General features: G+C 49.2%; 11 protein-coding genes and 1 pseudogene. 4 read left to right on the forward strand and 8 right to left on the reverse strand.

Translation table 11 applies throughout. The features are described from left to right. Window positions 1-134 precede the first annotated feature (134 nt). Entirely contained in the window at window positions 135-2,462 is a 2,328-nt protein-coding gene (locus tag NDI44_RS27795; RefSeq protein ID WP_190411732.1) for a hypothetical protein, read from the forward strand. Between the two features lie 207 nt (window positions 2,463-2,669). Continuing rightward, window positions 2,670-3,398, forward strand: coding sequence for a response regulator transcription factor (locus NDI44_RS27800; RefSeq protein WP_190411733.1), 729 nt, complete (start codon window positions 2,670-2,672; stop codon window positions 3,396-3,398). Window positions 3,399-3,565: 167 nt separating this feature from the next. On the opposite strand, the gene NDI44_RS27805 is transcribed toward NDI44_RS27800, so the two are convergent. Continuing rightward, complete coding sequence (locus NDI44_RS27805; protein ID WP_242037014.1) at window positions 3,566-6,037, reverse strand: PAS domain-containing protein; 2,472 nt, start codon at window positions 6,035-6,037, stop codon at window positions 3,566-3,568. A 230-nt stretch (window positions 6,038-6,267) separates the two neighbouring features. Further along, window positions 6,268-6,573, reverse strand: a pseudogene (locus NDI44_RS27810) (glycosyltransferase). 51 nt (window positions 6,574-6,624) lie between these two features. Here NDI44_RS27810 and NDI44_RS27815 point away from each other — a divergent pair. Beyond that, the gene (locus NDI44_RS27815; protein ID WP_190411755.1) at window positions 6,625-6,852 is read left to right on the forward strand and encodes a hypothetical protein; all 228 of its coding nucleotides are present in this window, start codon (window positions 6,625-6,627) and stop codon (window positions 6,850-6,852) included. 145 nt (window positions 6,853-6,997) lie between these two features. Here the strand turns inward: NDI44_RS27815 and lpxB are convergent, their stop codons facing one another. The 6 genes from lpxB to purC form a co-directional block, all read right to left on the reverse strand. Next, the gene (lpxB, locus tag NDI44_RS27820; RefSeq protein ID WP_190411734.1) at window positions 6,998-8,152 is read right to left on the reverse strand and encodes a lipid-A-disaccharide synthase; all 1,155 of its coding nucleotides are present in this window, start codon (window positions 8,150-8,152) and stop codon (window positions 6,998-7,000) included. Between the two features lie 123 nt (window positions 8,153-8,275). Next, complete coding sequence (gene lpxA / locus NDI44_RS27825) at window positions 8,276-9,082, reverse strand: acyl-ACP--UDP-N-acetylglucosamine O-acyltransferase (RefSeq protein ID WP_190411735.1); 807 nt, start codon at window positions 9,080-9,082, stop codon at window positions 8,276-8,278. 252 nt (window positions 9,083-9,334) lie between these two features. Beyond that, window positions 9,335-9,871, reverse strand: a complete 537-nt coding sequence (gene fabZ, locus NDI44_RS27830; RefSeq protein WP_190411736.1) for a 3-hydroxyacyl-ACP dehydratase FabZ — start codon at window positions 9,869-9,871, stop codon at window positions 9,335-9,337. Between the two features lie 66 nt (window positions 9,872-9,937). Beyond that, window positions 9,938-10,786 carry a UDP-3-O-acyl-N-acetylglucosamine deacetylase gene (lpxC, locus tag NDI44_RS27835; RefSeq protein WP_190411737.1) on the reverse strand — a complete coding sequence of 283 codons (849 nt, stop codon included), beginning with the start codon at window positions 10,784-10,786 and terminating at the stop codon, window positions 9,938-9,940. 79 nt (window positions 10,787-10,865) lie between these two features. Further along, complete coding sequence (locus NDI44_RS27840; protein WP_190411738.1) at window positions 10,866-13,373, reverse strand: BamA/TamA family outer membrane protein; 2,508 nt, start codon at window positions 13,371-13,373, stop codon at window positions 10,866-10,868. Window positions 13,374-13,463: 90 nt separating this feature from the next. Then, window positions 13,464-14,204 carry a phosphoribosylaminoimidazolesuccinocarboxamide synthase gene (purC, locus tag NDI44_RS27845; RefSeq protein WP_190411739.1) on the reverse strand — a complete coding sequence of 247 codons (741 nt, stop codon included), beginning with the start codon at window positions 14,202-14,204 and terminating at the stop codon, window positions 13,464-13,466. A 401-nt stretch (window positions 14,205-14,605) separates the two neighbouring features. Here purC and NDI44_RS27850 point away from each other — a divergent pair, with 401 nt between their 5' ends. Beyond that, window positions 14,606-14,869: a hypothetical protein gene (locus NDI44_RS27850; protein ID WP_190411740.1), complete on the forward strand. Its 264-nt coding sequence runs from the start codon at window positions 14,606-14,608 to the stop codon at window positions 14,867-14,869. Window positions 14,870-14,910 lie beyond the last annotated feature (41 nt).

Here is a 14,910-nt window from a genome sequence, read left to right on the forward strand (position 1 = left end):
ATCATCGACGGAGCAGAACAGGTCTTCTAGACTGAACATGGGGTAAGCAGATGGATGAGAATTCGCGCTTTCAGCCTATCTGTTTTGCCCCTCTCTTATCCCGAACTCACGTTATTTAGATTTCCGGCTGCATAATGCGTAGAATTCGGCTGCTTGCTTTAGCTACCATCAGCTTTGTTGCGACTCTAGTAGGCTCCTTGTTTGACCCGGTAACATTCCTGCACCGCCTTCTCGCAATAGCGCTCAGCACCGTTTTTACCCTCAATATGGGTATTAGCAGTACCCATACCGATACCTCCTCTGTTGCCGTTGCTGCTCATCCGCCCGCCATTCAATCTGCATTCAACAATAAGCTGAATCAATTTGCTTCTGAGTCGCAACAACCGCAAATCCTAGCAAGCCAACCCAGCCCTTTTGAGAGGACCGCCCCGACAAATTACTGTGGTTCTGGCACCATCACCAAACCTACCAGGGGAATCGATACAGACACGAGAGTGTATTCCGTTTTCTATGACTTCAGCCGAGGTCAAGAGTCAGTGAATTCTGCCGCTTGTGGTCGGGAATATTGGATTCCAGCCGAGCAAAGCAATCCTTATTACGGACTTGTATTTGTTTATTGGGTGGATGGATACAAAAATCGCGTTTCTGCCACTCGTTATGTGGAAACGAACAACGGGACACTCATTGTTTGGGATGGTAATCCAGTCAATCCTCTACTGAGAAGAATCCTGACGCGGCAAGATGGAAACCAAGCCCTTTCTCATGCGATCGCGCGGATTCTGAATTGGAGGCAGCTAAGGCGCATTCAGACTGCCTCTATCCCCCAAACTCTGATAAATAATCAGAGCCAAGCTTCTACAGCAGCCCAAACTGCCTCTACTCCTGCCTCCCCAAACCCTCAAACCAGCAAAACAGCAGCTCAAAACTATTGTGGCTCTGGGATGCTAACTCAACCCGGTAAAGGAGTTGATAAGGATGGTCGCCTTTACTATGTTTTCCATCACTTCAATCGAGTTCCAGAGAAAGTGAATCCTGCCGCCTGCGGTCGGGAGTATTGGATTCCAGTTGAACGCAGTAATCCTAACTACGGTCTTGTATTTGCTTATTTGGTGGATGGGCAAAAAAATCGCGTTTCTTCAATCCGTTATGTGGAAACCCGCAAACGGCAGCTGATCGTTTGGAATGGGAATGCAAACTCTCAACTCCGGAGAACCACGAGGCAGCGAAACGGAACCCAAGTGATTTTTCAAAACTGGTTCCGGATGGTTCTGAGTCAGAAAAAGCTGATGGGTCAAGGTCAGGCCCTCTATACTCCTCCGACAACTCCTCCCCTAACCCCCGCAACTCCTCCCCTAACCCCCGCAACTCCTCAACCCATACCTAACACTCCCCAAACCAGTAATCCATTGCTAATTGGTTTTGGTGGCGACACTAGCAACGTAGAAGGAACTTGGATGCACAGCCTTGACGTTGCCAAAGAAGTCGGTTTACCCAAACCGAAAGCTGCATCGCTTGGGGTGGAGGTGGGATGGCAACCCATCTGGTTTGGTTGTGTCGCCGGTCAGAAAACTTGCGCGACGACAGACCGAATGTTTAAAGAAGGAGTTGTCCCCGTCTTTATAGTTAATTTGATTACCCACGATGTCCAAAGTAAAAAAACTTGGGCTGAAATTGAAGCCAGAAAGAGTTGGTACTTCTCGGAGTTAGATCGCCTCGCGAAAGATGTACTCTCTAAGACCCAAGGGACGGTGTATGTATCGCTGGAACCGGAGCATAATCTGGTAGGAACGCTCCGCGATCCCGTCAATGCGAATTATGGGTGGGATGCCAGTATTCCGCAGAAGTTCGGGCAGTTAATGGCTGAAGCTGCCCAAAGATTACGTACCTCAGCGAGTTCGGTTCCGGGACTGAATTTGAAAGTGGGTTTGGCTTTCGGTGACTTCAATGCCTCCCCCACGGGTCTGCAAAACTATTTACCTGATTTGAAGGCGGCTGCACCGGGAGTCGATTTCTTTGGGTTTCAAGTAACCCAAGGCCCCTGGCGGAATGACGGAAACGGATGCCAACGCTTAACCCCCGATCAAGCGAAGCTTTATGATATGCCCGACCGAGTAATTGCGATCGCTCAATTCATCCAAACCCAACTGCAAAAGCCGTCTCTGATCGATTACTTTTTCCTGATGGCTGATGCTGGCACCGATTGGGACGAGGGAGGCGCGAAAGTTTACCAGGAATTACAACAGCGCTCCTTAGAACTGCAAAACGCTGGATTGATTGGGTTGTTGCACTTTACCCTGATTGATACGCCACAATCTGCTCCAAACTCGTACTGGTGTGACGGTGAGAAAAATCGGGGTATTATCAAGCCCGCAGCCCAACTTTCTAATTTCAGTTACAAGCGCCCCCTTCAGCTGAAAAAGATGGGCAAGGCACTGGGAGATTGGATTAGCGCTCAAAGCTAAACGAGCACATTTCACCCAGTCACGATCCTTTCTGGTGGGGCAGATAGAATGCTCTGCATGTTTGTGCGATCGCCAACTCTCTTGATAATCCAAGGTTTTCTTTAGAAAGAATTTAGAATCCTTGCGTATAATCTGTACAGGAATCTTTGGATTCCGATAAAGGTTCTTATAGAAACTTTAAAATACTGTAGCAATAATTTAGTAGTGATGCCCCGGATACTCGTCATCGACGACGACGCTGCGATCGCAGAATTAGTTACCATCAATCTGGAAATGGCTGGATACGATGTCAGCCAAGCACCAGATGGCATTAAAGGTCAGGCACTGGCTTTGCAACTGCAACCAGACCTGATTATGCTTGACCTAATGCTGCCCAATGTAGACGGTTTCACCGTCTGCCAGCGGTTGCGGCGGGATGAACGCACTGCCGATATTCCGGTGTTAATGTTGACAGCACTGGGTCAGACTCAAGATAAGGTAGAAGGCTTTAATGCCGGAGCCGATGATTACCTGACCAAGCCGTTTGAACTCGAAGAAATGCTGGCACGAGTTAGAGCCTTGCTGCGACGGACAGACCGTATCCCCCAAGCCGCCAAACACTCGGAAATCTTGCACTATGGCTCTTTAACCTTAGTCCCAGAACGCTTTGAGGCTATTTGGTTCAATCAGACAGTGAAGTTAACGCATCTGGAGTTTGAATTACTGCACTGCTTACTCCAGCGTCATGGTCAAACCGTTTCTCCCAGTGAAATCCTGCGGGAAGTTTGGGGCTACGATCCCGACGATGACATTGAAACGATTCGGGTGCATATTCGGCACTTGAGAACGAAGCTAGAACCCGATCCCCGCCACCCGCGCTATATTAAGACCGTCTATGGTGCGGGCTACTGTCTGGAGTTGCCGACTGAAGAGCAAGTTAGCACAGACGCAAGCTGATTGATTGTTGATTTGCCTGTATTGTGTTCATCAAGATGTGTTTATCGACAGCCCTTTCTTCCTGGGTGGGGAAGGTCTGCTTGAAGAGAATGGAACGGTTCTAAGCTTCCCTGAGAAAGCAAAAAAACCGACCTTGGCAAGCAGGGAGTGCCAAGCATAAGGGAGTGTTAAGCCACCCGATGGGGCTGTATAGATAGAGGAATTGGGCAATGCGCCCCTAAAAGAGATTCCGCTTCTACCTTCTGGATCGGAATTTCGATAATAAACTCTGTTCCCTTTCCCGGTGTTGACACGCACTCGAGTTGACCCCCGTGACGTTCAACCACAACTTGGTAGCTAATGGACAAGCCCAAGCCAGTCCCTTTTCCCACGGCTTTCGTCGTAAAGAAGGGGTCAAAAATTTGTTTCTGAATTGCTTCGGGAATGCCAGGGCCATTATCCGCAATCCTGATGACAACAGAGGCAGGATTGGGACTTAGGGATGTTGGGCTTTGCCCTTCTCGAAGGGTGGGATGAGGATTGGCATTGAATTCATCCTTTATCCTGATTCCTTCATCCTTCAAAGAGGTGCGAATGGTAATCTGGCTGGGGTTGGCTTTGAGATCCTCCGGCGTCAGCGATGCTCCTCCTGCGGAGACTTGCTGGGCATTGTATTCTTCTAAAGCATCAATTGCATTACTGAGGAGATTCATAAACACTTGGTTCAGTTGCCCAGCGTAACAATCTACTTTGGGCAAATCGCCGTATTCTTTAATAATCTGAATTTTGGGATGGGAGCTGTCTTCTTTCAACCGATGCTGCAAAATCAACAGCGTGTTATCTATGCCCTCATGAATATCAACCGCCTTCTTCTGGGATTCATCCAGGCGGGAGAAATTCCGCAGCGACAAGACCAAATCGCGGATGCGGTCGGCTCCCATTTTCATGGAAGTCAGTAGTTTGGGAAAATCTTCTACCAAGAAGTCTAAATCGATATCCTGATTTGCAACTTGAATTTCGGTCGGGGGTTGAGGAAAGTGCTTTTGATAAAGATTTAACAGGTTCAGCAGGTCATGAGCATACTGATTGGCATGGTCGAGATTGCCGTAGATGAAAGAGACTGGATTATTAATTTCATGGGCAACCCCTGCAACCAACTGCCCTAAACTGGACATCTTTTCGCTCTGAATTAGCTGAGATTGGGTTTGTCCCAATTCTCCCAAAGTTCGTTTTAGTTGGGTTGTTTGTTCTTTTAGCTGCGCTTCTGATTTCAGCCAAGCGATTTCTGCCTGTTTGCGTTCGACCAGTTCGGCGTTTAGCTGTTGGAAGAGAACGGATTGCTTAATTGCGATCGCTAGCTGCACGCTCAGCTGTTTGAGCAATTCTACTTCTGATTCTTGCCATTTTCGGGGTTCTCGACAGTGATGGGCAATCAGCAACCCCCATAAATTTTCCCCTTGCAGAATCGGAACTACCAAGTTAGCTCTCACCTGAAACTGGGCAAGTAAATCAATATGGCATTGTTGGATACCAGCAGTATAGATATTGTCAATCGCTCGAACCCGACCTTGCTGGTATGGCGAGACGTAGCTTTTCCCAAAGCAAGGATCTTGGATGCTGGTTCCTAAAATAGGCGTCCAATCCTCACCGACCGACTCTACAACCACAACTCCGTTCCGATCTAGATCGAAGCGGTAAATGAGTACCCGGTCAGTAGAGAGAAAATGGCGCACTTCTGCCACAGTTGTATTGAGAACTTCTTCTAAATCTAGAGACTGACGGATGCGCTTAGCGATCGCTCCGACCAGCCGTTCTCTCAAAAATTGCTGTCGCGATGCTTCCTCTGCTTGCTTGCGTTCGGTAATATCCATCACCGTTCCCATCATCCGCACGCACTTCCCCGTGTTGTCGCGCACAACGGCACCCCGTGACGCCACCCAGCCAATTCCATCAGGACGAATGACGCGATACTCCATCTTTAAGTCTTTCCCGACTTCTACGATGCTCGCAATCTCAAGTCCCACGCGGTAGCAATCTTCAGGATGAATGCATTGGAGATAAGCCTCGTAGGTGCCAGTAAAGGAACCAGGAGCCAGACCAAAAATCCCTTCCACCTCTTCAGACCAAGTCACCCGATTGGTTCCCAGATCCCAGTCCCAAACCCCCATACTTGCCGCACCCAGAGCCAGCCGCAGCCGCGTTTCCCCTTCGCACTGCGCCTCTTGGGCGGCTTTACGCTCGGTAATATCCGTCTGGACGCCGATAAATTGCGTCACCCGACCCTCTTCGTCATATACCGGCGAAATACTCAGGTCATTCCAGAAAGGTGTTCCATCCTTGCGATAGTTTTTGAGAACCACCTGGCATTCTTTCCCCGTCCGCACGGCTTGACGAATTTGCTCAATTGCGGCTGGATCTGTATCATTTCCTTGCAAAAATCGGCAGTTTCGTCCTAAGACTTCGGCAGTCGAATACCCGGTTATTTTTTCAAAGGCGGGATTGCAATAGATAATTGGATTATTTGGTAGACTGGCGTCGCTAATGACGATGCCACAGCTGGTTGCTGCCATCGCTCGGTCATACAGCCTTAATGTCCCCTTGTCCCCTTGGTGCCCCGTGAGGTCTTGGAACTCCCCACATCTAGCTTGCTGGCTTGCCATCAGAATTTAAGAACCGAACGTTAACAGCCTTTCTTCAAGATAAATCAATATTAAAAATAACTTAAATATTCCCGAAGATAGATCCCCCGCTTTTCTATCATAAATAAAGCATTTTTGCCAAGATAATCTCTAAAATTAAGCCTCATCAAAACAAAGCAAAATCGGGAATTTCCCAGAATCGAGAAATTGCCACAAAAGCCTAGCAGTCGGTAAAAAAATTACAGCCAGTATTAATTTTTAAAGGAAGAATACAAAGTGATTCGCTCCAAGACGTAGCCTTCCAATTTAGAGGCTCGATGGGCTGCCGTATGTTGTGCCAAAGCGCGAGTCCAAGCGCGATCGCCGATTGCAATTCTCTCAGCTTCCGGAGTTTCTTGAAGATCCTGTAAAGTATCGGCAGGCGACTCGGCAATCAGAATTTCTTTACCCATTTCAAAAATTGTTTCCAACCCCTACCAATAATCACTAATCATTGGAGTTCCACATGCAGATGCTTCAAATAAACGCACGCTGGGAGAATAACCCGCTTGAACCATATCAGTCCGTGTAATATTAAGAGTGAACAGTTGGAAAGGGTAAAACTAGCGGTGTCGAGCAGGTGGCAAATGCTCGATTTGCTCAACATTTTTGGGCAAGTTAATATTATTCGGATACTGTGGCCCTGCCACCACAAAGCGACCTTCTTGCTACTGATGAGCTGGAAGCAACAGATTGTCCAGGCTAGGCTGTCAGTCGCCCTGTGTAAGTTTCCCTATCGTCAAGATGCCAAAATTGAGGAAACTGTTCCTGATATCGCAATCCTAAATGATTTGTGAAGGCGAGTTCGCCGACTTTTTACGGAAGTCGGGATCTGAACCCCTGGAATCTCACAAGGAGTGCTATAGAACCTTACAAATTGATGAAATTCGGGTTTTAGGAAGGAATGATGTCAGTAGTTAAAGGAAGTTTTAATAAAAATTTTCAAAGCATTTGAAAGATTTCTTTGGCAGCGCGATCGCAAACTCCCACTTCTCCCAAGGAGGAGCGCATTTCTTGATAATCTGCAACAGTTTGCTGGCGACGTTCGGGATTGAGTAAGAGTTCTAAAGCTTCTTGGACAATGTTTTCTGGCGTAGCTTGATCTTGCAGCAATTCTGGCACAATCGACCGCATCATTACCAAGTTGGCTGGCGACATGAAGGGAATCGAGAATTTTAGAAGATTACGGGCAATCCAATAGGTAAAGCGACTAACGCGGTAGAGAACCACCTGCGGAACCTTTAAAAGGGCAAGTTCCAGATTTACAGTCCCCGACTTAGCGATCGCTAAATCGGCAGCCGCCAGAACTTCCTGACTTTTACCAGCAACCAGAGTCGCATTTAAACCATAACGCCCAATCGCCGCTTCAATTTGGAGCCGATAAGCTTCCAGAGACAAAGGAATCCAGAAATGAACTTGAGGCAGTTTGTTTTGGATCGCTTTCGCCGCCTCAAACATAACCGGCATGAGATACTTGAGTTCTTGAGGACGAGAGGCAGGGAGAAGCGCGATCGCAATTTGTTCTGGCTCTATCTCTAAGATTCTTCGTGCCGCTTCTCGGCTGGGAGCCTTTTGCATCCGATCCACCAAGGGATGCCCGACCCAGGCAGCCGATGCCCCCCGTTTTTGGAAATATTGCGCTTCCTCTGGGAAAATCGCCAACACTTGGTCGCTAATCTCGATGATTCGAGTGGTGTCGCGCTTAAAGGGCGACCAAACCCATACCTGCGGCGTGATGTAGTACGCGACTGGCACCTGCGGCATCTGTCGCTGAAGATAAGTGCCAACGCCAATATTTGGGCCTAAGTAGTCAATTAGCACCACCAGATCGGGTGGGTTCTCTCGGAGGTACTGTTTGGCTCGACGCTGGACTTGTAAGGTCGGTAACACATAAGGGAGAGATTCAAAAAGCCCCACCGAACCAATCCCGCTGGTATTGCTCAAGAGAGTCGCACCCGCCGCCGCCATGCGATCGCCCCCCAAGGCAACGATCTCTAATTCCAAGCCAGTTGCCTGTGCTTGCCGATAAAGTGCCTCAATCAGTAGCGCCCCTTGCAGATCCCCTGAAACTTCGCCAGTGCTGATAAATATACGCATTAATTTGGTAATCAGTAATGGGTAATCGAGTTTTGAGTTTTGAGTTGAGTTTTGAATGAAACAAATTACTTTGAACTCAAAACTCAGACGCGGTTTAGGGCGTCTCTACAACTTTTTTCCCAATTACTCTTCATCCTTATTCTTCGTTCTTTTCCCTGGAATCGGACCGCGCCGCCCTGGCGCTTGAGAAAGTTGCAGGAACCGGCGCAGGTGTTGCAAGTATTCGTTATCTGGGAGCAGATCCAGTTGTTCTAGGGATTGATTCAGGGGTAATCCAGAACGATAGAGAATCCGAAAAGCTTTTTTGAGAATTCCCAACTCAGCGGCAGATAAACCAGCGCGTTTGAGTCCCACCAAGTTGAGACTGCGTACCCGCGATGGATTTCCCTCTACAAGCAGATAAGGAGGCACATCGCGGTCAATGCGACTCATCCCGCCCACCATCGCGCCTCGCCCGATGTGGACAAATTGATGAATCCCTAGGACGCCACCAATCACCGCCCGCGAATCAATCTGGACGTGCCCAGCGAGCGACACCGCATTGGAAATAATCACTTTATCTGCGATCGCGCAATTATGAGCAACGTGGACATAAGCCATCAGCAAATTGCCATTGCCAATTACCGTCGCTTCACCCTCGCCAGTTGCCCGGTTAATTGTGACATACTCTCGAATTCGATTACCATTACCAATTTTTACCCAGGTTTTAGCCCCGTCATACTTGAGGTCTTGAGGTTCTAAGCCAATTGCTGCCCCCGGAAAAATGTGATTTTGGGTGCCAATTTCCGTTGGTCCCTCGATTACAACATGAGCGCCAATCGTGGTTTCAGCACCAATTTTTACTTGTTCTCCAATCACCGCATAAGGCCCAACTTGCACGCTGGGGTGAAGTTGAGCGTCAGGGTGAATTATCGCGGTGGGATGAATCATATACAGGACTGTTAGCTCTCTTCGGAGCGATCGCGCAGACTGTTAGCGAAGCACGGACTGAGTAAACAAAAATGACAAGTCACAAATCAAAACTGAGGAATGAGGAATAAAGTTAGCGTTAGGAGTTATGAGTCAGAATTTAACCATCAGCTTCTTCAACTAATGTGCCATCAAACTTCTTTTCTCAAACCTGTTTTTTTGCCTGCGAATAGAGTAGGGCTAAGCAAACACTCCTCAGTCCTCATGACTGTTTTAGTCAACGATGGAAAACATCAGTTCGCCTTCTGTAGCCAATTGACCATCGACTTCGGCACGGGCGTGCATCTTTCCAAAACGACGCCGTTTGACACACAGCAGTTCCACGGTCATGACTAGCTGATCTCCCGGTACTACGGGGCGACGGAAGCGGACTTTATCAATGCCAGCAAACATAAATAAGCCGCTTTCAATATCTGGGAGTTGGGTCAATACGATCCCGCCCACTTGAGCCATTGCTTCCACAATTAATACCCCAGGCATAATCGGACGACCGGGGAAATGCCCTTGAAAATGGGGTTCGTTAAAGGTGACATTTTTGATGCCCACAGCCCTTTCTCCGGGCACGTACTCGATAATCCGATCCACCAATGCAAAAGGATACCGATGGGGCAGCAATTTTTGAATGTCTTCGATCGTCAGGATGGTTTTGGCAGCAGACTGGCTGTTTTGTGCTGTTTCTTCCCCGACATTCTTGGCTTGGGGCGTCGCAGTCTCAGCATCGGGTGTATTGACTTCAATCAGTGTGGACATGGGCTGTATGACAGGGATTAGAGGCTAGGGGCTAGAGTTGCGATCGCGCAGCCACTTTACACAGGCTCACTCAGGGCGACTCGCAACTTTTTGGAGTAACTGCTGGGTGAGTTGGATATGCAGGTGATGGCTGGCTTTGTAGGCGAGGATATGAGCTTGCGGGAAATATCCCAGTAAACTTAAATCTCCTACTAAATCTAAAAGTTTATGACGCACTGGCTCATTTGAAAATCTTAAGGGAGGATTAAGCCATTCTTGTGAATCGCAAACCAGGGCATTTTCTAAACTTCCGCCTTTGATTAAACCTGCGGCTTGTAACTGCTCAATTTGGTGCGCCAGACCAAACGTGCGGGCGGGTGCGATCGCGTCTGCAAAATTTTCTTGCCTCGGCGTCCAGCTGTGCCACTGGTTGCCAATCGCTGCTGAGTCGAAGTCAATTCCGTAGGAAAAGCGCAACTCCGGTGCGGGTAGGGCGGCGACAAAGGCATCGCCTTGATAGACCCAGACGGGCTTTTCTAGCTTAAAAGTTGAATCGGGAATTAATTCATCGTTCTCGACCACGCCCGCTTGCGCGATCGCTTCCGCCCAAATCAGCGCTGAGCCATCCAGCAGGGGCACTTCCGGACCATCAATCTCAATTCGAGCGTTATCAACGCCGCTGCCTGCTAAAGCGGCTAGCAGGTGTTCCACAGTCCGAACCCGCGCCTGTCCACTGCTAGCAAGTTCGGTGGAGAGGGTTGTCTGACTGACTGCTTCCACCCGCGCTGGAATCACGGGTGCCCCAGCCAGGTCAACTCTGACAAAGTAACGTCCCTCTCCAGCCGCCGCTGGTAGCACTCGGACATGGGTAGGGACGCCGCTATGTAGACCGACGCCAGATTGTTCAAAAGATCCTTTTAGCGTGTGTTGTTTCATAATTAAAAATTAAAAATTAAAAACTAAAAATTGAAGAAATTCTCCTAATTTTTAATTTTTAATTTTACATTTTTAATTTTTAGAATCTCTCCCCAATTCCAAAGTGGAGGCGGCTGTCCCCTTCGTTATTAAAACCATAGTCGATACGAATCGGGCCGAGGGGAGATTGCACGCGGACACCAAGACCATAACCAAAGCCGCTTCCGGGCTTACCCCGCACCCCAGCCGGATCTCCGGGCACGGTGCTACCAGTCCCGAAATCGGTTGCGGCATCGACAAACAAAGCACCGCCCACAATCGAGAAAATCGGGAAGCGATACTCTGCGGTCGCTTGGATAAAGCTGCGACCGCTGCCGACATCTCCTTCCTCAAAACCCCGCACCGAGTTACTACCGCCTAGAGAGAAAGCTTCATAGGGAGGTAAATCGCCGAGGACGGTTCCGGCTTGAACGTTGAAGGCGAGCGCTTGTGGCCCTGGGGAGAAGTTCGTATATCTGACAGGAAGATAGTAGCTATAGCTACCGCGCAGACGGTTAAACAGAATCCCTCCCACACCTACGGGGAGAGACTGTTCAACGCCTAGGCGCAGTAGAGATCCAGAGGTCGGAATTACGGCGCTGTTACGGCGATCGCGCACAACCCCAAATTGCAGGGTCAACAAGTCGTCTTTCCCTTCCCCACTAAAGCTCAGGTCGTTGCCTAGCTCATCCTTTGGGCTAATGTCGCCGTCGGAATTTCGGATCGAAACCCGTTGATACTGCAAGCCCAGACTCGCTCTCCATTCTGGATCTGCAAAAACATCTCGGGAAAGCGGACGGGTAAAGGTGACGCCACCCCCCAATCGCAGGACGCGGGGTCTGTCTCCATCGGGTAATTCCACCTCTGTGTCACCGCCATCAAAAATCAGCGAAATGGATCGGCGTCTGAACCCATTGACGGTGTAGGAAGTCCGGTAAGGATCGCCAGCAATCCAGGGATCTGTAAAGTTGACATCAAATAGCAGTTCTCGCTGACCGACCTGCAACTCTGCCCCCAGCTTCTGGTTATTGCCCCCCAGATTTTGCTCTTGATAGCTAATGGTGCCGAATAATCCACTGGCGGAACTAATCCCAGCACCCGCCGCCACTGAGCCGGTGTTCTTCTCAATCACGTCCACGACCACCACTACTTTGCGCGGATCTTGCCCCGGTCTGAATGAGAGTCGCACATCTTCAAAGATGCCTAAGCGAAAGACTCGGCGCAGATCCCTTTCCGCTTTCGTCCGGTTAAAGACTTCTCCAGAATTCAGTTCAATTTCTCGCGTGATGATGAAATCGCGGGTGCGACCCCGGATGGGTTGACCCTCATCATTTGCGGGTTGTCCGTCTTTGTCGAGAAAGCGGACTTCGATATCCTCAATCAGTCCTTCTGCTACCTCTAGACGTACCGTACCATCCTCAGCAATCTGGGGTGCGGCAACTACTTGTGCCAAGTCATAGCCGTTTTCTTTGTACCACTGGTTTATTTTTTTAATGCCTTCTTGCAGTTCGCGGATGTTGAGGGTGCGACCATACTGAGGCGCGAAGGCGTCATCGATTACCTTTTGGGGGAGTGCCCGCTGATTTTGGTCGGCAGGGACGGGGACAACCACTACCTGACGCAAAACTGGGTTAGGTTCTACTACAAAGACGACACGGACACCCAGCGGGGTATCCTGTGGCTCTACTCTGGCGTTGCTGAAAAAACCTGTGGCGTAGATGGCATTCACATCTTCCTGTAACTGGCTCCGCGTCGCCGTTTGTCCGGGTCGGGTGCGAATTGCCTCATAAACTTCGTTTTCGAGATCCCCTTCTACGCCAGTAACAACGACTTCACCGACTAACACTCTGGCTTCTGGCTGGTCAGTAGGCGCAGGTTGTACCGTTTCAGGCGTTGTTGCAGGTTGTCCACCTTCAGGGGTTGGTACAGGTTGTTCGCGTGGCTCTGGCAACTCAAGATTCGGCTCACCAGTCGTCCCTGGCGTGAGATCGAATTCAATGGTATCCGGCGTTTCTTGTTGCGGTGTTGATTCTTCGCCGGTGCGCGGAACCACTGGCTCTGTTTCCGGCGTGGGAGACGATGGAGATTGGGTTGTGGGAGTTTGGCTGAGTACGGATGAGGGGGATTTTGCCCCTACAGGCTCTTTTGTTGTTGGAACACTCATGGTGTTAACCACCACGTTATTGGCTGGTGGCGGTTCCCGACGACTGCTACTGGCGACCTCTACGCGCTCCGGTTTAACTGGGACGTTAACTGGGACGTTAACTGGGGCGGGTGCGGTGGTGGAGCGTGTAACAATCTCTGTGAGGCTGGACGACGGTCTAAGCGCCCTCCCAGGCGGTGTTGTCTCTGGGGCACTCACAGCATTGACGACTACGTTATTGGTTGGTTGAGATTCTGGGCGATCGCGTCCTGCGTCAGCCTGGGTCTGCTCAATATAATCGCCATACCACGCTGTTCTCTCGGAGGTGTCCGACGAAGAATTTGTCGTTTGCCCTCTGGCAGGAAATGCTACACAGCAGGCAGATGAGGCAGCCAAAATCGTCAATAAAAAGGGAGATAAGCGCATTCTTTTACTCGTTTTCGACACTTCCACACACATTGAAAATAGAGACAAAAGTAAAAAAGCAAAAAGCCAAAGAAAGAATTTTTTCTGCTTTTACTTTTTACGGTTTACTTGTTCGAGAACTCTTTTTAGAACTTGCTGGTAGGCGTCTTCCACCTGCCCCAAATCCCGACGGAACCGATCTTTATCTAGCACTCGCCGGTCGGGATCGTCTTCAGACTCATCCCAAAGACGGCAGGTATCGGGGCTGATTTCGTCTCCCAGTCGTATCTCGCCATGCCGGTCAACGCCAAACTCCAACTTGAAATCCACTAGGGTAATCCGGCATTGGTGAAAAAAGTCTCTGAGGATTTCGTTAATCCGCAAGGCGCTACTTTGTAATTGGTCAAGCTGTTCTGGTGTCGCTAATTTCAATAACATCAAGCGATCGCGTGTTAACAAAGGATCTCCGAGATCGTCATTTTTAAAATAAAATTCCACCAGCGGATCGGGCAGGACGGTACCTACGGGCAACCCTGTTTGTTGACACAGACTTCCCGCAGCAATGTTCCTGACCACCACTTCTAGGGGCAGAATCTTTAACGCTTGGACGCGCATTTGGTTGGGTGCCGGACAGTCAATGAAGTGGGTCGGGATGCCCACTGCTTCCAAAACCTGGAACAAATAAGCGGCAATGGTGCAGTTAATTTCACCTTTGCCGATAATCTGACCGCGCTTTTTGGCATTAAAGGCGGTAGCGTCGTCTTTGAAGTGAGCCAGCAGAATGTCCGGATCGTCCGTGGTATAGAGAATCTTGGCTTTGCCTTCGTAAAGGTTGGTTGATTGGGCGGACATGGAGAGTCGTTATTTGTATTAATGGATCGTCGGCAGCAGCACAGAAGATTTTAATGCCTTAGGAGCCGAATGGCGTCAACATCTGGGCATCTGCGAGTAACTGGCATAATCTTTGATTAAGATAAGGTTAAATTTTGATTAATTTGTAATTAAAATAAGCGCAGCCCTTTGTGCAAAGATCACAATAGTGGTCAAGACTCGAACAAAACACCCGGTAAATCCTGATTCCAACAGCGGGCGATCGCAAGAAAGTTCTACCGACTCCAAGGTGGATCGGGCAACGGTCGGAATACCTCCCTGTTTCTGTTGCTAGCTTTTCCAGCTTGGGCAAAAAACAGGATTAACGATTGGTTCGTTTCTCACGCCAGTAGGTTGAGTAGTTTATCCCAAGGAGGTAATCTATGGCAGACCGCTCTGATTTTCTGTATCCTCGTAGTCGTTACTACGGTCAAGTCAAGCCAGAAAACCTGGTTTTTAACGCAAATTTGCAGGAATTTGCTCAACGGGTGAATTTCATCTGCAACCTGGAAACTGGGGGGAAAATTTCATCCTCCGAAGCCTACGAACAAATTAAGAGTCTCTGGAAGCAGTTGAAAAAAACCAAAAAGCAACTCGCCATCGGTGAGAACCCTTTCCAGAGTGGAGAGGATAATCCGGAAAGGTGAGTGCAAAAGGGCAGCGTCTAGAGAATTTACACCAATTCGCG

The organism is Trichocoleus sp. DQ-A3 (assembly GCF_039961975.1).
Classification (GTDB): domain Bacteria; phylum Cyanobacteriota; class Cyanobacteriia; order Cyanobacteriales; family FACHB-T130; genus FACHB-T130.

Bases quoted from the DNA above. Each gene is read 5' to 3' on its own strand.
- NDI44_RS27795 (WP_190411732.1), top strand. From the start codon at position 135: ATGCGTAGAATTCGGCTGCTTGCTTTAGCTACCATCAGCTTTGTTGCG.
- NDI44_RS27800 (WP_190411733.1), top strand. From the start codon at position 2,670: ATGCCCCGGATACTCGTCATCGACGACGACGCTGCGATCGCAGAATTA.
- NDI44_RS27805 (WP_242037014.1), bottom strand. From the start codon at position 6,037: ATGGCAAGCCAGCAAGCTAGATGTGGGGAGTTCCAAGACCTCACGGGG.
- lpxB (WP_190411734.1), bottom strand. From the start codon at position 8,152: ATGCGTATATTTATCAGCACTGGCGAAGTTTCAGGGGATCTGCAAGGG.
- lpxA (WP_190411735.1), bottom strand. From the start codon at position 9,082: ATGATTCATCCCACCGCGATAATTCACCCTGACGCTCAACTTCACCCC.
- fabZ (WP_190411736.1), bottom strand. From the start codon at position 9,871: ATGTCCACACTGATTGAAGTCAATACACCCGATGCTGAGACTGCGACG.
- lpxC (WP_190411737.1), bottom strand. From the start codon at position 10,786: ATGAAACAACACACGCTAAAAGGATCTTTTGAACAATCTGGCGTCGGT.
- NDI44_RS27840 (WP_190411738.1), bottom strand. From the start codon at position 13,373: ATGCGCTTATCTCCCTTTTTATTGACGATTTTGGCTGCCTCATCTGCC.
- purC (WP_190411739.1), bottom strand. From the start codon at position 14,204: ATGTCCGCCCAATCAACCAACCTTTACGAAGGCAAAGCCAAGATTCTC.
- NDI44_RS27850 (WP_190411740.1), top strand. From the start codon at position 14,606: ATGGCAGACCGCTCTGATTTTCTGTATCCTCGTAGTCGTTACTACGGT.